This window comes from Colwellia aquaemaris (genome assembly GCF_057548755.1).
Genome location: NZ_BAAJLV010000002.1, coordinates 116138 through 141936 on the forward strand (window position 1 = coordinate 116138; position 25799 = coordinate 141936).

The following is a 25799-nucleotide window of genomic DNA, read 5'->3' on the forward strand; positions in this document are numbered from 1 at the left end:
TGTGAGTATCGTATTTACCTTAGCTTTTATTGGCTACATGTTGTTAATGATAACGGTCGGTTGGTGGGTTTCTCGACAGCAGAAATCTGGCGATGATTTTCTCCTTGCCGGGCGAAATGTGCCTTTATTGCTGTCGTTAGGAACCACCATTGCGACTATGGTAGGCACAGGCTCTTCCATGGGGGCGGTTGGTTTTGCTTATCATAATGGCTGGGCTGGTGCTTTATATGGTTTAGGTGGCGCGTGCGGCATTTTACTCTTAGCGTGGATTTTTGCACCTGTACGAGGTTTGCAATTTACCACCATGAGTGAAGAACTTAGCTATTATGTGGATAATAATGCTTATGTTAAAAACATTGTCGCTTTTATTATTTATGCGGCCAGTATCGGTTGGCTTGGTGCCCACATTATTGGTGGAGGTATGTATCTGTCTTGGTTGACGGGTATGGACCTTCAATGGGCTAAGTTACTCATCGCATTAAGTTTTGCCATTTACGTCATCATAGGTGGTTACACTGCCGTGATCTGGACTGACTCTATTCAAGCTTTAATACTCTTTATCGGCTTTATTGCGATGGCTTATTTCTCTGTTGAATATGTTGGTGGTTGGCAAGTGATGATGTCAGCACAGCCTACCGAAAATACTAGTTTCTTGGCTTTTGAAAAAATGGGCACCTTACCAGCATTTTCTTTGGCACTCGCTGTTTTAGTTGGTGTACTCGCAACTCCCTCATTTCGTCAACGGATATATTCTGGCAAAAACGTTAATACGATTCGTAAATCATTTATTTACTCTGGTGTACTTTATTTAGGCTTTTCAATCATTCCAGCCATTATCGGCATGAGCGCATACAGTATCAACAATGAATTAGATAATGCCGCTTTTGCTTTCCCCTATATTGCGTTAAATGTGATGCCGTTGGCGCTAGGGGTATTAATTATTATCGCTGGTATTTCGGCCACCTTATCGAGTGCTAGCTCTGATGCCATTGCGGGTGTTAGCGTCTTGTTGACTGATATATATCGCTTAGTAGTAGGTCAGCCACCAGAGCAAAATAAAATGATTTTGTTTTCTCGCCTTGGGCTGGCTTTTACCATTGGAACCGCGTTATTACTGGCGATGATGTCAAATGACATTATTAGCTATATTACTAAAATGATTGCTATTTTAATGTCAGGCATGTGCGTCTGTGGTTTATTGGGGCGCTTATGGTCGCAATATAATTGGTATGGAGCAATAGCCACGTTATTTATCGGCACGGTGACCGCTATTGTCGTTAGCATCAATAAACCTTTACATGAATACTTTGGTAATCCGATATTGCCGGCTATTATTTTTTCGGCGCTAGCCGGTATAACGATAACGCTACTGACGTCTCGTTTGCTAAAAAGTGAGCAAGTTGCCGATAGCCAAGCGAATGTTACCAGCCAAAGGGCAGCGAAATGATAAGTATCCTGTTTTTTGGCGAATGCATGATTGAAAGTCATGCTAAAGGAATGTTTCGGTTTGGCGGAGATAGCTTAAACAGCGCACTTTATCTTGCTAGGGTGACATCTCAAGAAAAAATTATGGTGAGTTATGCGACCGCTATAGGTCAAGATAACGAAAGTTCACAGCTGCTGGCAAAATGGCGGCAAGAAGGCATTGATACTGGCTTTGTCAGCAAGTTAGAGGGAAAGCCGCTTGGGCGATATTCAATAAGTAATAATGAACAAGGAGAGCGCAGCTTTCGTTACGAGCGTGATGATAGTGCTGCTAAATATTACTTTTCTCAATCCAACAAGGCCTTTGAAGCCGCCTTGCTCAACAACACAATAGATTACTTTTATTTTACCGGTATTAGTCTTGCGATTTTATCAGTTCAAGATTGCCAGTATCTGTTTCGACTGCTAACAAAGTTTAAGCGTCAAGGTGGGCGAGTTATTTTTGATAACAACTACCGACCGATATTATGGCAAAACCGTCAACCTTTACCGATTTATCATCAGGCGATGAACTTAGCTGATATCGCCTTTCTCACCGATGAGGATGAATATGCTCTTTATGGTGGCGATACTATTGCATCGATACTGAGCCGTTATCCATTGTCCTCACTCTGTGACGGAGTTGAACTTGTCATTAAACAAGGTGCTAAGCCTTGTTTAATTAGAGCGGCAGAAAAAGATATAGCTCTACAACAGATCTCAACTCCTGAACTAGCTAAAGAAAAAATTATTGATACTTGCGCCGCCGGCGATGCTTTTGCCGCAGGCTACTTAGCAAAGCGCTTAAGTGGCGAATCAATAACAGTATCAGCGCAATTTGCTCATGTACTTGCAGGTCGAGTTATTCAATATCCAGGTGCCATTATTGCGCCTGAAGATATGAGTGACTTAATGCCGTTTAGCGCCCCTGAAAAAATTAGAGGTTGAACTAACATTGAAACAATTAACATTGAAAAAACTAACAAGAATAATCGTTAACATAAGAAAGCTTGTATCGCGCCTGCGACTACTCGTTATCTCTTTGAGTATAATACTTTGCGCTTTTAGTGGTCTTGCGAGTGACTCGATACGACAAGACAATGTTAATACGCCTAATGATAATTGCCTGACACTTATGCCATGCCCTAAGCAGCTGATAAAAGCTGATGGCAGTTTTATGTTAACGCAAGCACCTAAGCTGTTTGTTTCAGGTATGAGTGAAAAAAGAAAACAGGCTGCGCTCAAACGTTTTACTGAGCAAGTTAAAAGGGTACCGGGTTTTGCTTTTCAAGGCTTTATACCGGTTGAAGATAGCAATTTGGCTGATGTTAAATTAATTATTGGGCGCGATAATAATGCAGAACAGGGCAATTATTTGCCTCAGTTAGGTGATAACGAAAGCTATCAACTGACCATCACCAAAGCTGCTATTCATATTGAAGCGGTCAGCGATTTTGGCGCCTTGCATGCATTAACTAGCTTGCTACAAATTATATCGATACCTGAACTTTCAGCGACAGTGACGCAAAAAAAGTTCTTAACATTACCAGCGCTACAAATTAATGATCAACCACGTTTCCAATGGCGAGGTTTACTTATTGACAGTGTTCGGCATTTCATACCGCTTAATGCCATCAAACGGCAGCTTGATGGTATGGCGGCGGCTAAGCTCAATGTTTTTCATTGGCATTTAACCGATGATCAAGGCTGGCGTATTGAGTCTAAAACTTACCCTAAATTGCACCTACTTGCCTCAGATGGCTTGTATTACACCCAAAAAGAAATCAAAGAATTAGTGAGCTATGCCAGTCATTTAGGCATCAGGGTTGTGCCTGAATTTGATTTGCCGGGTCATGCTTCAGCGATTGCGGTTGCTTACCCTGAGCTTATTACTGAAAAAAACAACTACGTTATGGAGCGTCAATGGGGAGTATTTGAGCCATTACTTGATATCACCAACCCTAAAACTTATCGATTTATTGAGGCTGTTATCACAGAGTTAACGGATTTGTTTCCTGATGAGTATCTACATATTGGTGGGGATGAAGTCAATCCAAAGCAATGGCTTGGCAGTAAAGATGTCAGCGCCTTAATGCTAAAGCACAATTTGAAAGACGCTGATGATGTGCAAAGTTTTTTCAACGTAAAGCTGCAAAAAATTCTTAGCAAGCATAAGCGAAAAATGATGGGCTGGGATGAAATTCATCACAAAGACTTGCCTCAAAATATCGTTGTACAATCATGGCGAGGCTTAGATTCACTTAATCGCATAGCGGGTAGTGGCTACCAAGCATTATTATCAGCAGGCTTTTACATCGACCAACCGCAAACGACAGCTTATCATTACCGTAACGACCCGTTAGCCAATATTGCCTTAGCGAGTCAAAAAGCCAACCAAGTACAGCAGCTGCAAACAGGCCATCAGTGGCGCACATGGTCGTTTACTATGCCGAGGTTAAAGGGCAGTGCGGTAAAAGGCTCATTAACCTTAATCTCTAATGAAAAAAACAATAAGCTTATTGGCTATTTGAAGCTTAATGAACATCACCACAAAGAAGTCGCAATTCATTCTTCACTTCAAGAGTTACAAGATAATCAGGTTATTTTTTCGCACGACAGTTGGATGGGGCCAATGCGTTTTGAATTATCACTGTCAGCAGCAGAAGGGCTTAGTGGCTTTACTTTGCTCGGTAATAGCTATTACCCGATAGAGCCGAATGGCGCAGCGCTTAAGGGGCAAGTACCAATTACCTTGCAACCGCTGCTTGCTATTGAGCAGGCTGAAAATATATTAGGCGGCGAAGCGACATTATGGTCAGAGCTGGTTGACGAACAAAATATCGATTTACGCACTTGGCCACGCTTGTTTGCCATCGCCGAACGTTTTTGGTCACCCGAGTCGCTAAAAGACAGTGATGATATGTATCATAGGTTAATGATTATTGATGACTATGCTGCTGATATTATTGCTTTACAGCATCAGGAACAACTACTGGCAGGATTTACCAATTTAATTGCTAAGCCCTCTGAAGAGCAGCAAGAACTTGCTGCGCTAGTTACTTTAGCTGAGGCATTAGAGCCTGCCCATTATTACACCCGCCATCATCTGAAATATCAAAAAAATCAGTACCATCAAAATGCAGCGTTAAATAACTTTGTTGATTACCTGCCCGTTGAAAGCTATAGCCTGATCATGATGGAAGGTCACCTAAGAGATTATAAATTAGGGGATAAATCAGCATTACTAAAACTGGAGCAGAAATTCTTGCTTTGGCAAGAAAACGCTAAAAAATTATCCATGTTAATAGCTCAAAACAACAAGTTATCTTCGTTGTCAGCAGTTGTTTCTGATCTGCAAAAATTTAATCACCTAGCGTTAACAATAGTAGATGGTTGTATGAGTGATAATTTCTACAACAAAAAGTCGCTAAGGAAATTGGATAATAAATTACTTGCCTTACAGCAAACACCAAAAGAGATAGTGATAGCTGCAATACCTTTGGCGCGTAGCTTATTAAAACACTGCCAAATGACGAGCGAATAAAGCTTATTCACACAATTTTAATGAGAAGAATTTATGTTAAAAATTTTATCGCTGGCGTTTGCCATTTCCATGTTGGCTGTTTTTCAGGTAGCAAGTCATGAAGTAAATAATAACTCAAATAAGTTATATATCAGCTCTGATTGGATAACTGATGGTGTTTTTACTCATGGTGTTGAAGGCCCAGCAGTGGACGAAAATGGCGTGTTATATGCGGTAAATTACCAACAACAAGGCACTATCGGAAAAGTTACTGGCAGGAATAACAGTGAAATACTGTTAAAGCTTAGCAACAATTCGGTTGGCAACGGCATTCGCTTTGACCGCAATGGCAACATGTATATTGCGGACTACATTAATCATAATATTTTAAAAGTCAGTGCCGCAGGTCTTAAAGATAGTGATAAGCACGCACCGATAGCAGAAGTATACGCTCATTCACCCTTAATGAATCAGCCAAATGATATTGCCATTATGTCAAATGGGATCTTGTTGGCGAGTGATCCTAACTGGACAAAAAACACGGGGCAGCTATGGCGCATCAACCAAAACGGTGAAGTGGCTTTATTGGAAAAAAGCATGGGCACCACCAATGGCATAGAAGTGAGCCCTGATAATAAAACGCTTTATGTTAACGAAAGTGTGCAAGGTAACGTTTGGCAATATCAGCTATCTGCCGACGGCAGCATTAGTCATAAAAAACTTTTGATTCACTTTGATACACATGGTTTAGATGGCATGAGAGCAGACAAGCGCGGCAACTTATATATCGCGCGTTATGGCAAAGGCGTTATCGCTATTGTTTCACCGCAAGGTGTGCTTTTACGTGAAGTAAAACTTAAAGGCCAATTTCCAACCAATGTCGCTTTTGGCGGCAGTGATGGTAAAACCGTATTTGTTACCATGCAAAAACGTGGTGCGATAGAGACGTTTGTTAGTGAATTTTCAGGTCGCAGTTTTCTTGAAAAGTAGGCAGAAGGAACTAAAAAGGCTCCCTGAGGCTTCCGGTTATTGTCTATAGGCTTGGATAAATGAGCTTAAAAAATAAGCGAGAGAAAAATAACTAAAAGCATTCTAACCCAGCAGAGATAAAATAAAGGCACTCTTATGAAAAGATATAGAAGATTTTTTAGCAAGCTGTTGATTAAAATTTTAATTATGCTGCCTGTAACCGTATGGGCTGTTTCAGAAGCAGAAAAACTACCTGTGCGTGGTTTTGCCATTGCTTCACCAACCCCAGCTAATTTTAATCATTTTATCGATTTTGTTAACAACGATTTGTCAAAAACAGCGGTTAATCAGTTGTTTCTTAGAATTAACTACAATTATCAGTTTAAGTCTCACCCAGAGCTCGCAGAAAAAAATGCCCTGACTGAGTTGCAAGTAAAAACAATCGTTAAAACCGCGGCACAATATAATATCGAAATTATTCCGATTATTAATATGTTAGGACATCAATCTTGGAAAAAAGACATTATTCACTCATTGCTCAGGGTTTATCCTGAATTCGAAGAAAATCCCGGTCTGAAACTACTCGATAAAGATTTTTATACCCGTGCTTATTGTCCGAATCACCCTGATGTTCATGATGTGGTGTTGGCAGTGATCGACGAATTGATTGAAGTGTTTGGTGCTAAGGGCATACATTTGGGGATGGATGAAGTGTTTATTTTGGGTGAAGATGGCTGTGAACGCTGTAAAGGAAAAAATAAAGCCGAACTCTTTGCTAATGAAGTGAATCTGTTCCAAGCGCATTTAGCAGAAAAAAATATTGCTATGTATATATGGGGCGACAGGTTACTAAACGGCCACACCACAGGGCTTGGCAAGTGGGGCGCTTCAAAAAATGATACTGACAGTGCAATCGATTTGATTTCTAAAAACGTTATTATTTGTGACTGGCAATATGAGTCTGCACCACCAACACCTGGCTATTTTGCGGTAAAAGGCCTAAATGTTATTAGTGCATCATATCAAGTGCCCAGTGTTGCTGAATTTCAGGTAGCTAATATGATAGCGATGCGCGCAAACAGCAACGACACCATTAAAAACCGCTTGCGTGGAGTAATGCATACCTACTGGGGAAGTTTTGATAGTTTTTATCAATGCTATCAAGGTAAGGCTTGCGATCATAAAGAACGCGCGAATGCGGTGAAAACCTTTAACAAGATTTACCCTAAGATAAAAGCTAATAACTAGTGCTACTTTTTGTTTTGTGAAGGCTAAATTATATTGTTTAGGGATTATTGTTTTATGTATATATTGGCGACTATATTTGATAGTATTTTATTGTGAATTATCTGCGTTCTCGTTAAATTTGTGAGTTAACTTATCTGTCAACTCACAAATTTCAGTAACCGCTTGGCCTATACGATAAAAGTCGGGTGTTTTGTTAAAATTCCTTTTAATCAATGCTTTACATTCAAAAAATGGTGCGCGGCATTACTCAGTGGCTTGATAATATTTCTAAGTTGATTTGTCTATTACACTTATTATCTAGATAGTACATACCGGAACTGAAATTTTGACAGCTAAAAATCGTTTAGTGAAATCAGTGTACTCAGAAATCCAATTCAACCTTTCCTAGATTGGTTTTTACTAATGAGCGTATTTGCTCTGCTAAAAGTTTATAAAAACTGCGATTAGGCGAGTTTATTCGCCATGCCAAGACATGAGTACGATAGAGTTGTAACTTCTCCACTTTTCTGATGCTTAGATTTTGTAGTTGGTGTATTTCAGAATGTATGTAAAGTGAGGGGAGAAAGGTTAATCCCATCTTCATCATTACCATTTGACGTAAAGCGTCGAGGCTGGTGCCCTCGTAATCTCTGGCAATATTAGCACCGAGTTCTGTGCACAAGAACTCTATTTGATGATAGCTACTATATTGCTCTTCCAGCGTTAGTATATTCTGCCCGCTAAGGTGGTGGCTTTCGATTTTTTTTAACTTAGCCAACTGATGATCCTTAGGGATAGTTAGTTGAAGCGGTTCATGAAATAGCACCTCGGTTGTCAAGCCTGAGTTGCTGAAAGGCAAAGGAGTCAGTACCAAGTCCAGACGCCCTTCCAATAGGTCGAGTTCTAGTGTTTTTGGCATATTTTCCCTGACAAAAAGTTTCAGTGATGAGTAGGCATCTTGTAGGCCGGGCAAAATATGTGGAAGCAAGTAGGGGCCAACGGTTGGGGATACACCAACAAGGAATGTGCCTCCCGGCCCGCGATTGATCATATCCGCTTGATCCATAAATCCGTGCATTTGCTCAATAACTTGTCGAGCACAACCCAACAAATCTCTACCTGCTGGCGTTAAGGTAGCGCCGCTACGACTGCGCTCAATTAAGGTCAGATCTAAGGTTTTTTCTAGGCTGTAAATTTGAGCTGTCAGCGTTGGCTGACTGATATTTAGGCGCTCTGCTGCACCACGAAAAGTAGTGGATTCTGCCAGACTGACAAAGTATTTAAGCTGTTTAATTGTTGGGGTGTTAAGCGCCATTTTAATACCTATTTTATTAGAGTTTTTTTCGTAGGTGATAGCTATATGCTATCAATAAAATGTAATAATTTCTATTGCCCTATCACAGCCCGATCTGCAAAGTAGGTTTGTACTAACAGTGCAGGCGAAGAGGAAACGGCAATGGATAAACTGGCCAAAGGCGCTCAGAAAATCCAGCAGTAACCCAGAGAACCGTGATTATCAAGCCATTGCTTAGTACTACGGAGCTGCTTATTTTTATTCACTAGTATAATTATATGGAATGTGATTATGAGCCTATTATTTGTTGATATTCTGATTTGGAGGTTTCGCACATGACCAAATCAATACTTGTTGTTGCAGACGAACATGACAATTTATCTATCGAAAAAGCTCATAGTATAGCCTCTTCGCTAGATGCAAAATTGGAAGTGGTTCGCTTCTTGTGCAACCTAGATACTGAAGAGGAATCTCAGCGTCAGCAAGCTATAGAGGAAGCTAAACAAATTCTAGTTCATGACACTGCCAATATTTGTGGTGAAGACGTCCAAGTAACTTGTAGTGTAGTCGCCACCGACGATATTGCCGATTCAATAATGAACGCATGTAAGCAAAAGAAGTTTGATTTTGTCGTGAAAATAGGGCATCGAACAGAAAGCCTTTTTCATACCCCATTGGATTGGCTCCTCATGCAAAAGTTACCATGCCCAATCTTTTTAGCAAGCAATCGGAAATGGAAAAGTAAACAAGTTATTGTGGCAGCCTTAGATTTGTCAACGAAAGATAAGCTAAAGCAAGATTACAATAATATCGTATTAAAGTGGACGGCCCTGTTGTCTGATGTTTTTAATTATGAAACCCATATTATTTATAGTATTCCCGTTGCGAGGCCTTTATTAGAATTTGATGTTGTTGATAAACGAGAAGTTCAACAAAGAAAACAGCCTGAAGCAGAAAAGAATCTGTCATCGCTGACAACGAACTTTAATTTAGGACATGCCCATACCCACATCACTGTAGGCCCAGCGGAAAAAAATATTCCTTCTCTTGCTAATAAGCTAAAAGCTGATTTAGTCATCATGGGGTGTGTTGGACAAAAAGGACTGAAAGATTTTCTATTCGGTAAAATCGCAGAAAACACCCTGCATTATTTACGCACCGACATTCTAATTTGTAGAGGCCGGCGAGCCAAAATTAGAAAATAGATTTTGGCATCGTATGTAAGGAGTATTTATGAATATAAGTCAAAAGCGCTTTGTTAAATGCTTTGCAGGTAAATTATCTTTGTTATCTATAAGTTACATCAAAATAAATCGGGTTTTTATTAATGTATTTTACTAAATGGGCAATATTACTTTCTATATTTTGGCTGTTGCTTTCAGGCTACATCCAACCTTTGTTACTTGGATTTGGCGTAGCATCGGTTGCTGTTGTGCTTTTAATTCTAAAGCGTATGGATGACATTGATAAAGAGCCACTGGAAATTGGTACAGGCCTTAAATTTATTCAATACCTTCCGTGCTTGTTCGGGCAAATTATTCGTTCCAGCATTCAGGTAACTCAACTCATTTGGGGGTCACCAAGAAAGTTGACGCCAGCCTTAGGCAAAGTAAGAGTGAAAGATATTCCTCAACATAAACGTGTTTTATATGCAAATTCAATAACACTGACTCCCGGCACATTGGCCGTGGATTTGGTTGATGACGAACTAACGGTTCATGCATTGCAAGAATCTTCTGTTGATGAACTAGCAAATAGTGATATGGAAAGGAAGATAGTCAGCATATGGGGTAAAAACAAATGACTATAGTTTACGCCGTGGTATGTATTGCAATTTTAGTTGTGATGGTAATAGCGCTAGCAAGAGCATTTTTCGCACCAACCGTGTATGACCGTATTTTAGGTGTCAATATGTTTGGCACAAAGACAGTGTTATTTATCGCTGCGGTTGGTTACCTGATGGGACGCCCTGAGTTTCTCGACATTGCTATTGTTTATGCACTTATTAACTTTATAGGAATGGTCGCGGTACTCCGTTTTTTTGAGGATACGACACCTGCTAAATAGGTGCCTGATTTATAAGGATGAATATGCTTTTATTAGACGTTATCAGTAGCATCCTGCTAATTGCAGGTGTATTTTTTGGGTTAAGTGGAGCAATGGGGATTTTCAAGTTTCCTGACTTTTTTACCCGCATTCATGCTGCAAGCATTACTGACTCGATCGCCACTATATTGATTATTAGCGGGTTGCTTTTACAAACCTCTTTCGACTTAAACACTGCAAAGCTTATGTTTATTCTAGTGTTTCTAATGATCACTAGCCCAACTGCTTCTCATGCACTTGCTAAGTCTGCCCGCCATGGAGGATTACTGACACTGACGGAAGTTAAAGAGAATCAACAGGAGAAGATGCGTTAATGGCTGAGCTGATTAATTTAGTGTTGCTAGCAATGCTGGCACTTACTGCTTTGCGGGTTATATTCTTAAAAGACTTATTAGCTGTTGTTATGCTGTTTGGTATTTTTAGCTTTTTGTCTGCGTTGATATTCATAAACCTTGATGCTGTTGATGTTGCCTTTACCGAAGCGGCAGTGGGAGCGGGAATTTCTACGGTTTTAATGCTTAGCACTTTGACTTTAACTGGCCGGAAGGAAAAAGAGAACTTTCACTCTTCGTTTTTGCCTTTATTGGTTGTATGCATTACTGGCGCCGCACTGATATACGGTACGCTTGACATGCCCGCTTTCGGCGACCCAAATAACTCCATACATCAACACGTCGCCCCTCGATACATAGAAGAGTCGCAAAAAGAGGTTGGATTGCCCAATATGGTGACCTCAGTTTTAGCTAGTTACCGGGGATTTGATACGCTTGGAGAGGTGGTGGTTGTATTTTCTGCCCTTATTGCTGTACTTTCTTTGTTAGGCGTTAGTAGAGAAAATAAGAAAGATGCTCCAGAGTCGGGTCTAAAAAGCCACTACGTACTCCACGTTGTCGCCAAACTTATTATTCCTCTTATCATTCTTTTCGCACTCTACGTGCAGTTTCATGGTGATTTTGGCCCTGGTGGCGGCTTTCAGGCTGGAGTAATAGCCGCCGCAGCGATTATTCTATACGCCTTGGTTTTCGGCTTACCCAATGCATTCGCCGTGATCGGACCTAAATTTTTGTATTTTATGGCTTCCGCGGGCGTTTTACTATACGCAAGTGTGGGGGTGTTCAGTATGTATAAAGGTGGAAATTTTTTAGATTACAACAAAATCGCAGCGGAGCCATTAGCTGGTCAACACTACGGCATTATTATTATTGAATTAGGTGTTGGTATTACCGTTTTTGCCGTTATGTTGAGTATTTTCTATGCCTTTAGTAGCCAGATAGAGAGGTCAAACGTCAAGTGAATTTTATTCTCGAACATTATAACTACTGGGTCGTCGTCTTTCTGATGATGACTGGTTTTTACATTGTTATATCTGCTAACAATCTTGTTAAAAAAATTGTTGGTTTGAATGTATTTCAAGTTTCTGTATTCATGCTGTATATCACTATGGGTAAAGTTACTGGCGGCACGGCACCTATTGCTGTTGAAGGCGCAACTCAATATTCAAACCCCTTACCTCATGTACTTATTCTTACCGCTATTGTTGTAGGAGTAGCCACAACGGCGGTCGGGCTAGCACTCATTGTTAGGATCAAACGAGCTTATGGCACGGTTGAAGAAAATGAATTTGTAGATAAGGATGACGCCATCTAATGCTTGAACAACACTTAGCTGCACTTCCTATAATAATTCCTTTAATTGCAGCACCTATCACATTACTTCTGGGGCGTTCATTGTTTACGTGGCTTTTTGCAACGTTAATCAGTGCACTAGCCTGTTTTTTCTCTTGGCAATTGTTAGTTACTGCGTTATCTGATGGTGTGCTCAGTTACGCACTTGGTGGTTGGTCGCCGCCATGGGGAATCGAGTTACGTGTCGATACTGCCAATGCCTTTGTGCTGTTAGCTGTCTCTGCACTTTCAACCTTGGTATTAGTCTATTCTAAAGACAGTATCGAAAAAGAAATTGCAGCATCTAAGCATTCTTTATTTTATACCGCACATTTGCTTTGCCTTGCTGGCCTTTCCGGTATTTTATTGACGGGTGATGCCTTTAACCTATTTGTATTCTTAGAGATTTCTTCTCTGGCAACTTATACATTGGTGAGCTTAGCGTCTGATCGTCGTTGCTTAACGGCGGCGTTTCGTTATCTGGTGATGGGGACCATAGGGGCCACCTTTATTTTGATTGGTGTTGGCATGCTCTACATGATGACCGGCACCCTTAATATGCTCGATTTAGCGAGTAGAATAGATCTCTACGATAGCAGCCGCACGATCAACACTGGCTTGGCGTTTATTATCGTTGGCGTCAGCATTAAGCTTGCATTATTCCCGTTACATATGTGGTTACCTTCCGCTTATACTCACGCACCGTCCGCTGTTACTGCATTTTTAGCTAGTACTGCTACTAAGGTCGCTGTATACGTGATGATTCGTTTTGTCTTCACGGTATTCGGGGTGGATCATGTCTTTGAAGAAATGAGGATGGATCTGATTTTGATGGTATTAGCTACTGTTGCTATCTTCAAATCTTCATATACGGCAACCGTACAAAGTAACATCAAAACCGCACTTGCCTACAGTAGTGTTGCTCAGATCGGTTATATGATTCTCGGCCTCAGTTTAGTCAGTGTAACAGGGCTGATGGCTAGCTTTATTCATATATTTAATCATGCGCTTATGAAAGGTGCGTTGTTTATGGCCGTTGGCGCGGTGTTTTATCGGGTTGGCTCCGTCGATATAAAAGCATTCAGGGGGTTAGGGAAGCAGATGCCCCTCACTATGGCAGCATTTACTATTGCTGGTCTCAGTATTATAGGCGTACCTTTGACTGTTGGCTTTGTAAGTAAATGGTACTTAGTCAGTGCAGCACTTGAGCAAAACCATTGGCTTATTGCGGCTTTAGTTTTGGCGGGATCTTTGTTGGCTGTCGTTTATATTGGCCGCGTTATAGAGGCTGCCTATTTTCAAGAGTTACCTGAATCGCAAGACTCAGATAAGATTAAGGAAGTCTCTTGGCTTATGTTGACGCCAATGTGGATTCTCGTGTTGGCCAACATCTATTTCGGGGTTGATACAAGCCTAACTACCGAAGCCGCCAGTTCTGCGTCTGAATGGCTCTTCCAAAATACAGAAATAACAACTATTAGTCAGGAGATGCGCAAATGAATCTCTGGCAGGGCGTAGAGCCTTCACTACTCATTAGTCTATCTATTTTGATGCCCTTGGTTGGTGCGTTACTTGTTATCATAACTGGCAAGATACCGAACCTAAGAGAAGCGGTAACCCTAACAACGGCAACAATTTTATTTACGATTGTACTTGCCATCACAGACCACACCTTCAAGGGTGTAGAGATGCATTTGCCGTTAGTTGAATTATTTCCAGGGCTAGGCATTAGCTTTAATGTTGAGCCACTGGGAGTGCTTTTCGCCCTAGTTGCCAGCTTTTTATGGATTATTACTAGCATCTATGCCATTGGCTATATGCGGGGACATAACGAACAAAATCAAACACGATTTTTCTGTTGCTTTGCGCTGGCGATAAGCTCGGTCATGGCTATTTGTTTTTCCGGCAACTTGCTTACCCTGTTCATCTTCTATGAAGTGCTGACCCTTTCGACTTACCCGCTTGTTACCCATGCCGGTAACGACGAAGCCAAAAAGGGCGGGAGAATTTATCTGGGTATTTTACTTGGCACTTCTATCGCTTTTTTACTTCTTGCGGTGCTCGGAACCTACAGCCTAACCGGAACCTTAGATTTTCGCGCGGGCGGAATTTTTGATGACTCTCACAACAAGGCTATTCTTGGCGCCCTGCTTGTTTTATTCTGCTACGGCATTGGTAAGGCGGCAATTATGCCTTTTCATCGTTGGTTACCCGCCGCAATGGTTGCGCCAACCCCTGTGAGCGCACTGTTGCATGCGGTAGCGGTGGTGAAAGCAGGTGTGTTTAGTATCTTAAAAGTTGTTATCTATATTTTTGGTTTGGATGAACTTAAAAACCTCGGCACGACAGATGTTATGCTTTATATCGGCGCCGCGACAATACTGCTTTCTTCTTGCATTGCGATGAGCAAAGATAATCTTAAGGCACGTTTAGCTTATTCTACCGTAAGCCAGTTGAGCTATATCGTTGTTGGTGCATTGTTAGCATCTTCAATAGCAAGCGCCGGTGCGGCATTACACATCGCAACGCATGCGGTGGGTAAAATCACATTGTTCTTCTGTGCGGGCGCCATTATGGTTGCTAGTCACAAAAAAAATATCAGTGATATGGTTGGTTTGGGTAGGCAGATGCCGATCACTATGATTGCTTTTGCTATCGGTGCCATCAGTATCATTGGTTTACCACCAATGGCCGGAACTTGGAGTAAGTGGTACCTCACGATAGGCGCACTGGAGGCAGATAAATTATTTATTGTCGCCATTTTGATGATCAGCTCGCTGATCAATATCGCTTATTTGCTACCTATACCTATCAAAGCGTTTTTTAATCCTCCGGCTGGAGAATCAAAACCCTGGAAATGGGCAGATACCAAAGAAGCTCCTCTGCCAATGTTAATTGCTCTAGGTGTGACTTCGCTGGGGTGCCTGGTACTGTTTATTTATCCTCAGCCTTTGATCGACTTAATCAATCTAATTCCAGGCGTTTCGACTCATGTTGACATAACTAATAATTTAAATGGAGAGGGCTAAATGGCTGAACAGCATGAACCCAGTGGCTTTTTCGATAAGCCAGAAAACATTAAGAAAATGCTCAAAGTTTTCTATGTAATCTGTGGCCTTTTAGTTGTCGCCGACTTTATTGTCCATCGCCACATATATCACGACTGGGAAAATATACCGGCTTTCTATGCTATCTACGGTTTTGTGGGTTGTGTAGTTCTAGTTTTAATTGCCAAAGAATTACGAAAAGTGATAATGCGTGGGGAAGATTATTACGATGAATAGTGTCATACCATTTCTTCCTTTGCTGATTGGAGCGATTGCTGCGATTGTATTACGAGGCTGGTTACGCAATATATTAATGCTGGCTGCCCCTATTGTAGGGGCGCTTAATTTAATGGGCTTAGAGCACGGCGTATTCTGGTCACTTGAGTTTATGGGTTATGCACTTGAGCCTGTTCGTGTTGACAAGCTCAGTCTGATGTTTGGCTACCTCTTTCACCTCGCGTCATTTATCGCGATTGTGTATGCACTTCACGTAAAAGATACCATGCAACACGTCGCTGGCCTTGCTTATGCGGCAAGCGCAGTAGGTGCAGTATTTGCCGGTGATTTACTGACGCTATTTGTGTTTTGGGAACTACTGGCGTTGACGTCTGTATTTCTCGTCTGGGCTCGCAGAACCGACCGGGCGTACTCTGCTGGAGTTCGCTACCTAATCTTTCAAGTGTTATCCGGGGTTTTACTGTTAGCGGGACTTTTGATCTTTTTGCAGGTTAATAACAGTCTGTTGTTTAATCAAATATCTTTGCAGCATGACGGTATGGCACAAATAGGCGCATGGCTAATCTTTTTCGCCTTCGGAATTAAATGTGCCTTCCCATTTATGCACAACTGGTTAACTGATGCCTATCCTGAAGCGACACCGACAGGTACCATTTTCTTGGCTTCATTCACCACTAAGGTGGCTGTGTACGCTTTTGCTAGAGGATTTCCTGGTGAAGAAATTCTTGTTTGGATTGGCGTAACCATGGCATGTTTCCCAATTTTCTTTGCGGTTATCGAAAATGATCTTCGTCGCGTATTAGCCTACAGTTTGATTAACCAGATCGGATTTATGATGGTTGGTATCGGTATTGGGACCGCTATCGCATTAAATGGTGCAGTTGCTCATGCCTTTAACGATGTCATATTTAAAGGCCTGCTCATGATGACAATGGGAGCCGTATTGCACATGACAGGCAAGATTAATGGTTCTGAGCTCGGAGGTTTGTATAAGAGTATGCCCAAAACCACAATACTTTGTATTGTCGGCGCAGCTTCTATTTCAGCATTCCCGCTTTTCAGCGGCTTTGTATCGAAGTCGATGATCATGGCGGCAGCAGTAGCAGAAGGTTATGACGTTGTTTGGTTGTTATTACTGTTTGCTGCCGCTGGGGTATTCCACCACGCGGGTATTAAAATTCCATATTTTGCATTTTTCGCCCATGATTCTCGCATTCGAACTACAGAGCCTCCTAAGAACATGCTCATTGCCATGACCTTAGCAGCTATTGCTTGCGTTGTATTAGGTAGTTTCCCTGCGCAAACAGTTTACGCCCTGTTACCTTGGGAGCATAATTATCAGCCTTATGATGTTACTCATATTTTAACACAGCTTCAGTTGCTATTCTTCTCGGCACTCGCTTTTGTTTGGCTAAACCAGCGCAACATGTACCCACCTGAGCTGCCATCAACTAATCTCGATACTGACTGGTTCTATCGTAAACTAGCACCTGCATTTGTTAGAAGGTTTGCCAGTAAAACTTACGGCGCTTACGAGAAACTGGAGATGCTTGCGATTATGTCGATCAAGCAAATGATCCAGAGTTCATATGATTCGGAGTCGGGTAAACCAAAAGGATACTTCGCAAAGCTTTGGCCAATAGAAACTATGGTTGTATGGGTGGCTGGATTGCTAGCGCTTTATTTAATGCTCTATTACATGCTTGACTTGTTTTGATCGCACAGAGTAATACCACAGGGAGATTATTCGTCTAAAGAGATAATATGGCCGATAAATAATTAATTATTTATCGGCCGCCGAGCTGGGGCTCTTGTTAGCCACTAGCCATTTATCTTTTAAAGTTCATTTTTTATATTTTTCTCAAATGCGTGAATTTTAAATTCTTTAATAACAATGAGCTATCTATGTTGTAGACGTTAACTTAGGTGTCAGTTTACATTTTCTACCAAGCCTGGCAGTAATGCGGTGGTTTACTTTTATTGAAGTTAAATCTCTGCGCCAATATAGTGCTTTAAGCTATTTCTCCCTCACATTTATTATGGTTTAGTTTATTGAACTATTGATAATTATTTGATGCACCCTCTGGGGCGAAGTTGTTGCAAAACCACTTCAATACTAAAGATATCGAGTGAATGCAAATATGAAACAATTAAGGAAGCATATTAAAGACTGTTTAACGTTTGTGATTTAAACGTTAACATTAGTAATATCGTAAATAAGGTTTGCTGAATGATGGATTAGGCAGCAAATATGTGCCTAATGACAGAAAAACAGAAAATTTTAATTGTTGAAGATGACCTCGATATAGCTGAAAGCCTTACCCTTTTTTTTCAGCATCATAATTACCTTGTTAAACATATTAGCGATGGAGCTATTGTTGTAAAAGAGGTTAGCGCCTTTCTGCCGGATCTGATCATTCTTGATATTATGTTGCCAAACCAAGACGGGGTAACCTGTTGTAAGAATATCCGGCAATTTAGTAATGTCCCCATAATAATGCTAACAGCAAAAGTAGAGCAAGGGCATAAGCATGAGGGCTTAGTTGCTGGCGCTGATGATTATGTTTGTAAGCCATTTGATGTGATGGAGTTAGTGTTACGCACTAAAGCTATTATATCTCGCACCTATGGACAAGTTAGTTATAGCAAGGTTTCGGTAAATCAAGCAAAAGCACAAGTTAGTTATCAAGGGAAAAACGTTGTTTTATCGACGATTGAATTTAACCTGTTTTATTTGCTTTTTAGTCACCCAGAGCGCATTTATTCTCGTGAAGATATTTTGCATTTAGCCTATCCACAATATCGCCATATCACCGACAGAACAATTGATAGCCATGTAAAGAAGATCAGAAATAAATTCAAAGAGCTAAACATTGATGAAAATCCTATAGAGTCTATCTATGGTGCTGGTTATCGCTATGGCCTTAAGTAACGTGCCACCTGTTATAGCTTTAGCGCTACGCTCGTTAGTGTCGCCAGCGTTAGTTTTAACGGTATTACTTAGCTGCATTTTTGTTAATGCAGCAAAAGCTCAGTTGTCAATACAAGCAAAATTAGCTGAAGTTATAGGCGCATCTAAGGCCGATGAAGCGAAAGTTGAGCATTTGTTGACTGAGGCGACTGGATTAGAGCTTATAGCCGTTAAACTTAAGCTGATTAGCATTTATCGAAAAAGTGGCCAGCCAAGTAAGGCTGAATCTATGTTGTCAGGCTTGCTTGAAAACTTACCCCAGTATGACAATAAAATGAAAATTGAAGTGCTTATTAGTCAAGCTCAACTGTTACGTAGCGGTAATAATTATGCTCAGGCAGCGGACGTTATGTTGTCAAAAGTATTGCCGCTAGTTCCTTCAAATTCCCCAGAACTGGGTAGAATTTATCAGTTAACTGGCGTGTTCTTTCGACTACAAATGAAGTTAGCAAAAGCCAAAGAATACTATATTTTGGCATTGAAGCATTTCCGTGCAGCGAACGACAAAAGTGGTGAAGCGAAAGTTTATAGTAACTTAGGCGTATTGCATGAGTCATCTGGTGATTTAGCTTTAGCAGCGGAATATCAAAAAAAAGCGATGCGCTTTTTTGAGCGGATCAATGATGTTGAAGAATTGGCGACGAATTACTTTAACCTTGGCGAACTTTATTATCGTTCGAAAGATTATCAAAATGCTTTAACTTTCTATGAACGAGCATTGTCGATCGACATGAAACTTAATAATATGCAAGATGTCGGTTATGATTATCACCGTATCGGAACTTTGTATTTTCAACAAAAACGCTTTGATAAAGCGCTAGCATCTACACAACAAGCCATTGAGATATTTTCTCAAGAGTCGGCATTTCAAGTTTTGTCTCGTTCATATATACAACAAGCTAAAATCCATCGAGCAATGGGTAATAGTGCGGCGCAGTTTAAAAGTTTACGGCTGGCTGAAAGCGCAATAATAAAAGCGCCGTCTGATCATCAGCTAAGGATTGTTTGGCATAGTTTTGGCCAGTATTATTTAGATCATGGCGACTATTTAAAGGCGAAAGTTTACGCTGATAAATCTTATGTATTAGCGGATGATTTAGGGCTACTAACTTATCAATTAAGTGGCAGCTTATTGCAGGCAGATATTTATCAAAAACTTAAAAACTTTGAACGTGCAAATCACTTTTTACTTAAGTCTATTGATTTGAGGGCGCAACTAACAACAGAGCAGCATATTAAGGAAACTGAGCGCCACAAACATGATATTAATTTGTTACAAGAACAAATTAAGGTAAACAAATTAGAAGAAAAACAGCAACAAACCGAGAAAGAAGTTGTTGCACAAAAATCAATGAACCAGCGTAATTTAGCCATTTTTATAGCTGTTACTGTGTTATTTATTGTGCTGTTTTTCTTACTTTATCAGCGTCGAAAAATTGCGCTATTAAAAGCTAACCTTTATGAAGATGCGTTAACACAGAAAAATCAACTATTGGCGGACGTCTCTCATGAACTGCGCACACCTTTAACGGCGTTGAAACTGCAAGTAGACGCTTTGAAATACAATTTGGTTGAAAATGTTGATTTAAGCTATCAAAAATTAAGCGAAAAAGTGATGGATATTAATCGCTTAATAACGGATGTTTATGAATTAGCTACCTCAGATGTTAATGGTTTATCTTTTAATGCCGAGCCTTGTGATGCGATTGAGCTGATTAATAAATGGCAGACTGAGTTTCAGCAATATGTTGAACCGCAAGGGTTCCAGTGGCGTCTTAAATGCCATGTTCCTTCAGCACAAGTAAACATTGACCAAGATAGAATTAAGCAAGTTTTATCTAATCTTATTTGCAATAGCGTTAGCTATACCGAAAAACCAGGTACAATCCAGCTCTCTGCAAATATCAGAAAGCAATCACTTGTTCTCATTGTTAAAGACACAGCACCAAGTGTTAATGAAGATGAGCTAGAACAAATATTTGAGCGTTTATATCGTGTTGAAAAATCGAGAAGTCGGCAATCAGGTGGCTCTGGTTTAGGGCTGGCGATTAGTCAACGAATTATTGAAGTACACCACGGAGAAATATTTGCAAAGCAAAGCAATATTGGTGGCTTGGCTGTGATTATAAAACTACCGCTACTTTAAGCTATTTCTTCTTTTAGTTTTGTTTCCACATTTCTTCCTTATTTGTTTGTTAAGTTTGTTTCAAGAACTTAATCAAACGATACATAGCTTATGTTATTTTTTATTTTGGCGGTTTGCTCTCTTTTGGCATTAATTGCTGTTTGCTGGCCAAGTCGTGTTAGCAGTGCGCGAAAGTTACGCAAAACTAGGTTTGTAAATGCTAACAAACAATTTGTTGCTAATACTAGCTATCAGGCACAACAACCAAGTGATGCTTGTCTTGAACAAGCCATGCAAAAAAAAATTCTACAAAGCAATGTACGCACAGTTGCTGCGCTTAATACTGAGCTAGAAATTTATCGTGCCTATGATGATGCGCCATTGCCAGAAGCTGTCGTTGATAAAGTTTTAGCAATTACCTTAATAGATGAGACGGCTTGTAGTCTCGAAAAGCTGGTTGTTCTTGAGTATCTATATGGTTCGATCCAATTCAAGCATTTCGACAGCTTAAAAAGCTTATTTTTACGTTACGGAAAGGACAACTACTTGTTCGCCATTGAAATTTTTAAGTTAATAAAAGCAAGTAGTAAGCACACAAAACCAAGCCAAGTTACCAATATTACAACAGCTGAACACATTAGGGCGCGGTTTGAGCTACTTGATTTTATCTGTCAGCAAGTGGCTATTCCCCCCGAGCTAATATCCACTGCCAATGAAAGCATACCTGTGCTTGACCGAGCGTAAACAAAAGTTCAACACCATCAAACCAAGTTGCCCCAAAAAATTTTAGAACAGCAGGAACCGTAAACGATGCAAATGAATGCTCAGCTGGTAAAGTCAGCAATTAAGATTGTTAATATTATATCGCCACAACTCGCTTATGATTTGTTGAAAAAGCAATTACTGTTTCCGAAAAATCAGCCAGAACAATGGCCTGATGACGTTATCAAAGTTGTCTTTAAAACACCGTTTGGTAATGTAAATACTTACAAATATGGTAGTGGTAAATGCATATGGTTACTCCATGGCTGGTCTAATGCTTTTCAGTATTGGCCGCTGATGAAAAAACTAGCTAGCCAAGGTTATAGTTGCATTGCCATTGAAATGCCGCCAGTAAATCAAGTACATCGTATATCAATGTCATTACCAAATTGGATAAAGGCGTTTGACCTAGCAACAAAAAATATTCATGAACCTGCGCATGTTATTGCACAAGGTATAGGAGCGAGTGTGCTGGCAAATAGTTGTTGGCTATCTAACTATCAATATGACTTAACCTTGATCTCTCCGGTATTGCATTATTTAAATAGTTTAAAGTCTTTTGTGCGTAAAAATAATATCCCTGAAGCCTTACTTAACCGTTTGGTGAATGAAGTGCTTGCACAAGATAAAGTGCACTTAAAAGACCTTGATGCCACCGTTTCAATTAATAACTTTCCAGGGCGAGTGTCAATTTTCTATAGCAAGCTTGATGATTTCACCTCGATTCAAGCGATTAAAACCATTGCCAGCAGTGAAAATCGCAAAGTTGTGCATTTTAAAGGAGCAACCACACACAAAATAATTAACAGTCGTTCACTTGTTTGCGCAATTAATGCCAAGGATAATTCTTTAGGTATGGCGGTTTAATTCAGTTTTGTCTATTACTAAACTCACTTTGTACTGCGGCTATATTGGCAAAGTGTTTTACATTAAAAGTTTGCCTTTCATGCCACTTGTATTGGCTATATACTTTTTACTATCAAGTAACTAAAAGTGAAATGCCTAGCTTTTGTTTAGGCTAAATATCGTGAAAATTGATAAAACAAAGCTGAACAACCTGTTACGTAGTGGTTTAAATCCGGAAATAAAAACCCGTAAACAACTTGCTGCCGTTTTAGGCTTAGATCCTACCTCATTAACACGTTGGTTTGCGACCCGAGATCGCTTGGGTAATCCTAGATACCCAGTAGTACCTGATCGGCATGTTACTAAAATATTGCAGCTCTTCAACCTTGAGGCAAAACATTTATTACTTGATGATGAAGAGTTTAGAGAGTATTGCTTTCAAAAATCTTTGGTACAAAAGCAAGGACAATCGGAGTTTGAGCAGAAAAACCTACGTCGGCTTGAGAACATTGCGCAAAGAAGGCTGTCAATTCCTAGTCGCTCGGACGCCACCATTAACAAAAAACACTATTTGCTAGCAACACCTTTAGCTTTGTTATTTATTGCCTTTGGTTTCTTCGCGTTCAATGACCAGTATCTAGCGGCAGATAATAGTGAACGCTTGTATTTTGATAGTGGTGAGGCTTGCTGGACAGGTTACTCTTCAGCGCTAGGGCAGTTCGCTAAAAAAGATCCTGCCGACCCTTGTCACTATGCTAAATTGTTTCACCGCGCATTATATTTATTGAAAGTGAGTAATGAAGAAAATAGTGCGGGGTCGTTAAATGGTGAAGGCTTGTCGGCCAATGAATTTTACATCACTTTTTTGTCAGAAAAGTTAGATGAGCGTCGCAATCAAGAGAAAGTTTATTTGAATATTGAACTTGGTAAAAAAGAGCTAAGTCGACGCAATCATCTAAAGGCCCATCAGCACTTTCAAGTGGCGAAAGAATTACAAGCCATGTTGAATAATCCCGATGCTAAATTAACCAATGAAATATCTGCTTATTTAACTAAGTTGGATGCCAAACTACCTTAATTTTACATTTTCTAGCCTAAATTCTTATTTACGCTGTTAAGGCGGATAATCTCCAAATTAGCCGAATTAATAGACGAAATTGACACATAGTTGGCACTTTTATGTGTTTTTTATTACTTTTTTATTGGATTTTAATGTTTTTTATTTCAAATTGTACTTGAGATTTGACACACATTGGGCCTTTAGAACGCTGGAATTAACGCTTAAATTTAGTAGCACAAAGCACTGTTGTAACGGTTGAACATGTTCAATAGCAACAGGGCTAATCTTGAAACTAAATTGGAGAGTTAGCATGACAGCAGTGAGTGCAACGGGTCTATCCGAAAGTCGTGAATTTACAAAAAACTTCTTAGCATTAAGCGCTAAGTTTTGGTTGATTACCGCTATTGCCGGGCAATGGCTTTTTGCTTATTACATCATGGTTTTTTATGGCAGTAGCGCCTTAGAAGGTGATTGGCAGACTTGGTCGCGCAGAATGATACACGGTATTATCGAAGGAGATTGGCTTGGTAATCTTGCGGTTTTTCTCCATATTCTTTTGGCATTTGTCATATCATTTTGTGGACCATTGCAACTAATTCCGCAGCTACGTAATAATTTCCCGCAGTTCCATCGTTTCAATGGCCGTTTATATATCACTACTGCATTAGTGATGAGTGTTGCATCCATTTATATGATTTGGACCAGAGAGGCTATTATTGGTGGTTTCTTCGGCCAGCTTGGCACATCTTTAGACGGTGTGCTCATTTTTGTCTTTGCGATCATGGCACTAAAAACAGCAATGGCAAGACGCTTTGATCTGCACCGACGTTGGGCATTGCGCCTATTTATCGTTGTTAGTGGCGTGTGGTTTTTTCGTGTTATCCGTGGCTTTTGGATGTTTATACATGACGGCAGCTCACCTGGCACCAATGGCAATCTAACCGGCCCTTTTGATTTAGTTTTAAACTTTGCTGGCTATCTTGTGCCGTTACTTATACTTGAAATCTATTTACGCGTTCGAGATAAAGGCCAATATTCCGCGCAACTTGTCTTATCAAGTGTCATATTCGCATTGACCATTGCCATGGCAATAGGCATCTATTCAGCGGCTCATATATTTTGGCTACCTAATATTTAATGAGCAGTTTTATATTTGTTTAGTGATGTTGATATTAATCATTATTTTTAGCTTTGATAATGGCGTGAATGATCAGGAGGTAAAATGCATATTCCCGATAAAAGAGTAGCGAGTAAGCGTTTAATTACATGGCTTGTGCTAATAGTAACTTCATTGATAGTGCTCTTTTTTATTTGGCAGTATTTAAATAAAAATAGCCAGCAAGTAAATGTATCTCGTGACGAGTTAATTATTGCTACGGTTGAGCAGGGCGATTTGTTGCGCGAGGTTCGGGCACCAGGAAAATTTGTGCCGATTGAGGCCAATTTTATTGCCGCAACATCAAGTGGCCGTGTTAAGCGTGTATTGCTGCATGCCAGTGATGAAGTTGACGTTGGCAGCACGATTATGGAATTAGAGAACCCGCAATTATCTCAGATGGTGGCAGAGGCAAAGTTAGATATCGAGGTGTTAAAAGCGCAATATCATGCATTGGTGCAAAAATGGCAACAAATGACACTCAAACAGAAAATTGTTGTTGCCGATTTTAATGCCCGCTATGCCATGGCGAAATTGCGAGAGAAAGCTAACCAAAGTTTGGTTGATACCGGTGCTGTTTCGAGTATTGACCACGAAGAATCAATCGTTATGTCACAACAATTAAAAATTCAATCTCAGTTAGAGTTTGAATTACTGCAAAGCTTACCTAAGATGCAAGCAGCAGAATTGTTGGCGGCACAAGCGAAAATCGATAAAGCACAAGGGCTTTTGGCACTGCAAGAACAATTAGCCGGTGAATTGTATGTTAAGGCAACGAGCAAAGGCGTTATTCAAGATGTGTCGGTGCAGGCTGGCGAGTCTTTTAGAACCGGTGCCGTATTGGCAAGAGTTGCTGGTAAAAATAATTTAAAGGCCCAACTTAACGTGCAAGAAAGCCAAGTTAAGGACGTTCGTAAAGGGCAAACGGTAATTGTGAAAGTGAATGGGCGTCAAGCACAAGGCTATGTGCAACGAATAAACCCCGTTGTGCAGTTGGGGGTTGTCAACGTTGATGTGCACTTTGATGACGATATTTTTAAAGATGCCCGTGCAGATATGCGCATCGAAGGAATTATTGAATTAGAGCATATTACCGATGTTTTAAAAATAAAGCGCCCAGTGTTTAGTCAAGAATATTCGGCTCGCAGTTTATTTGTTGTTAACCCAACCGCGACAGAGGCTGAACGTAAGCTGATCACATTTGGTCGCTCGTCTGTTGACGATATTGAGATTGTTTCGCCGCTGAAAGTGGGTCAGAAAGTCGTGGTATCATCGACACAAAAGTATAGCGAAATTAACAAAATATCATTGCGCTAATGAGCCCGTTTAATAAAGTAAAAAGGACACC

General features: G+C 40.4%; 23 protein-coding genes. 22 read left to right on the forward strand and 1 reads right to left on the reverse strand.

Annotation, left to right across the window (positions count from 1 at the left end; genetic code table 11):
- Window position 1 precedes the first annotated feature (1 nt).
- From AC27HL_RS06870 to AC27HL_RS06890, 5 genes are all read left to right on the forward strand, one after another.
- On the forward strand, window positions 2–1447 hold the full coding sequence (locus AC27HL_RS06870) for a sodium:solute symporter family protein (RefSeq protein WP_487080079.1): 1446 nt from the start codon (window positions 2–4) through the stop codon (window positions 1445–1447).
- Entirely contained in the window at window positions 1444–2412 is a 969-nt protein-coding gene (locus AC27HL_RS06875) for a sugar kinase (RefSeq protein WP_487080081.1), read from the forward strand. Before AC27HL_RS06870 ends, AC27HL_RS06875 begins: the two co-directional genes overlap by 4 nt.
- 94 nt (window positions 2413–2506) lie before the next feature.
- The gene (locus tag AC27HL_RS06880; protein ID WP_487080083.1) at window positions 2507–5008 is read left to right on the forward strand and encodes a beta-N-acetylhexosaminidase; all 2502 of its coding nucleotides are present in this window, start codon (window positions 2507–2509) and stop codon (window positions 5006–5008) included.
- A gap of 69 nt (window positions 5009–5077) precedes the next feature.
- The gene (locus tag AC27HL_RS06885) at window positions 5078–5977 is read left to right on the forward strand and encodes an SMP-30/gluconolactonase/LRE family protein (protein WP_487080747.1); all 900 of its coding nucleotides are present in this window, start codon (window positions 5078–5080) and stop codon (window positions 5975–5977) included.
- Window positions 5978–6112: 135 nt separating this feature from the next.
- Entirely contained in the window at window positions 6113–7204 is a 1092-nt protein-coding gene (locus tag AC27HL_RS06890; RefSeq protein ID WP_487080085.1) for a family 20 glycosylhydrolase, read from the forward strand.
- A 361-nt stretch (window positions 7205–7565) separates the two neighbouring features.
- Here the strand turns inward: AC27HL_RS06890 and AC27HL_RS06895 are convergent, their stop codons facing one another.
- On the reverse strand, window positions 7566–8498 hold the full coding sequence (locus tag AC27HL_RS06895) for a hydrogen peroxide-inducible genes activator (protein ID WP_487080087.1): 933 nt from the start codon (window positions 8496–8498) through the stop codon (window positions 7566–7568).
- A gap of 314 nt (window positions 8499–8812) precedes the next feature.
- Here AC27HL_RS06895 and AC27HL_RS06900 point away from each other — a divergent pair, with 314 nt between their 5' ends.
- The 17 genes from AC27HL_RS06900 (at window position 8813) to AC27HL_RS06980 (ending at window position 25768) form a co-directional block, all read left to right on the forward strand.
- Entirely contained in the window at window positions 8813–9682 is an 870-nt protein-coding gene (locus AC27HL_RS06900; RefSeq protein WP_487080089.1) for a universal stress protein, read from the forward strand.
- A 122-nt stretch (window positions 9683–9804) separates the two neighbouring features.
- Window positions 9805–10281 (forward strand): Na+/H+ antiporter subunit E, encoded by a 477-nt coding sequence (locus AC27HL_RS06905; protein WP_487080090.1) that lies wholly within the window; start codon window positions 9805–9807, stop codon window positions 10279–10281.
- Window positions 10278–10544, forward strand: coding sequence for an MrpF/PhaF family protein (locus AC27HL_RS06910; protein WP_487080091.1), 267 nt, complete (start codon window positions 10278–10280; stop codon window positions 10542–10544). Before AC27HL_RS06905 ends, AC27HL_RS06910 begins: the two co-directional genes overlap by 4 nt.
- 23 nt (window positions 10545–10567) lie before the next feature.
- Window positions 10568–10897 (forward strand): monovalent cation/H(+) antiporter subunit G, encoded by a 330-nt coding sequence (gene mnhG / locus AC27HL_RS06915; RefSeq protein ID WP_487080093.1) that lies wholly within the window; start codon window positions 10568–10570, stop codon window positions 10895–10897.
- A complete protein-coding gene (locus tag AC27HL_RS06920; RefSeq protein ID WP_487080095.1) occupies window positions 10897–11877 on the forward strand; it encodes a DUF4040 domain-containing protein in 981 nt (326 codons plus the stop codon). Before mnhG ends, AC27HL_RS06920 begins: the two co-directional genes overlap by 1 nt.
- Window positions 11874–12230, forward strand: a complete 357-nt coding sequence (locus AC27HL_RS06925; protein WP_487080097.1) for a cation:proton antiporter subunit C — start codon at window positions 11874–11876, stop codon at window positions 12228–12230. The genes AC27HL_RS06920 and AC27HL_RS06925 overlap by 4 nt, the downstream gene beginning before the upstream one ends.
- On the forward strand, window positions 12230–13747 hold the full coding sequence (locus AC27HL_RS06930; protein WP_487080099.1) for a monovalent cation/H+ antiporter subunit D family protein: 1518 nt from the start codon (window positions 12230–12232) through the stop codon (window positions 13745–13747). Before AC27HL_RS06925 ends, AC27HL_RS06930 begins: the two co-directional genes overlap by 1 nt.
- Window positions 13744–15276 (forward strand): monovalent cation/H+ antiporter subunit D family protein, encoded by a 1533-nt coding sequence (locus AC27HL_RS06935; protein ID WP_487080100.1) that lies wholly within the window; start codon window positions 13744–13746, stop codon window positions 15274–15276. Before AC27HL_RS06930 ends, AC27HL_RS06935 begins: the two co-directional genes overlap by 4 nt.
- Window positions 15277–15531 carry a hypothetical protein gene (locus AC27HL_RS06940; protein WP_487080102.1) on the forward strand — a complete coding sequence of 85 codons (255 nt, stop codon included), beginning with the start codon at window positions 15277–15279 and terminating at the stop codon, window positions 15529–15531. It abuts the gene before it with no gap.
- Window positions 15524–17248: a Na(+)/H(+) antiporter subunit D gene (locus AC27HL_RS06945; protein WP_487080104.1), complete on the forward strand. Its 1725-nt coding sequence runs from the start codon at window positions 15524–15526 to the stop codon at window positions 17246–17248. The genes AC27HL_RS06940 and AC27HL_RS06945 overlap by 8 nt, the downstream gene beginning before the upstream one ends.
- 543 nt (window positions 17249–17791) lie before the next feature.
- Window positions 17792–18463 (forward strand): response regulator, encoded by a 672-nt coding sequence (locus AC27HL_RS06950; RefSeq protein WP_487080106.1) that lies wholly within the window; start codon window positions 17792–17794, stop codon window positions 18461–18463.
- Window positions 18450–20648 carry a tetratricopeptide repeat protein gene (locus tag AC27HL_RS06955; protein ID WP_487080108.1) on the forward strand — a complete coding sequence of 733 codons (2199 nt, stop codon included), beginning with the start codon at window positions 18450–18452 and terminating at the stop codon, window positions 20646–20648. Before AC27HL_RS06950 ends, AC27HL_RS06955 begins: the two co-directional genes overlap by 14 nt.
- A gap of 90 nt (window positions 20649–20738) precedes the next feature.
- Complete coding sequence (locus AC27HL_RS06960) at window positions 20739–21371, forward strand: hypothetical protein (RefSeq protein ID WP_487080110.1); 633 nt, start codon at window positions 20739–20741, stop codon at window positions 21369–21371.
- A gap of 66 nt (window positions 21372–21437) precedes the next feature.
- Entirely contained in the window at window positions 21438–22256 is an 819-nt protein-coding gene (locus AC27HL_RS06965; protein ID WP_487080111.1) for a hypothetical protein, read from the forward strand.
- Window positions 22257–22416: 160 nt separating this feature from the next.
- Window positions 22417–23313, forward strand: coding sequence for a hypothetical protein (locus AC27HL_RS06970; protein ID WP_487080113.1), 897 nt, complete (start codon window positions 22417–22419; stop codon window positions 23311–23313).
- Window positions 23314–23605: 292 nt separating this feature from the next.
- Window positions 23606–24433 carry a DUF2306 domain-containing protein gene (locus tag AC27HL_RS06975; protein ID WP_487080114.1) on the forward strand — a complete coding sequence of 276 codons (828 nt, stop codon included), beginning with the start codon at window positions 23606–23608 and terminating at the stop codon, window positions 24431–24433.
- 84 nt (window positions 24434–24517) lie between these two features.
- Window positions 24518–25768, forward strand: a complete 1251-nt coding sequence (locus tag AC27HL_RS06980; protein WP_487080115.1) for an efflux RND transporter periplasmic adaptor subunit — start codon at window positions 24518–24520, stop codon at window positions 25766–25768.
- Window positions 25769–25799 lie beyond the last annotated feature (31 nt).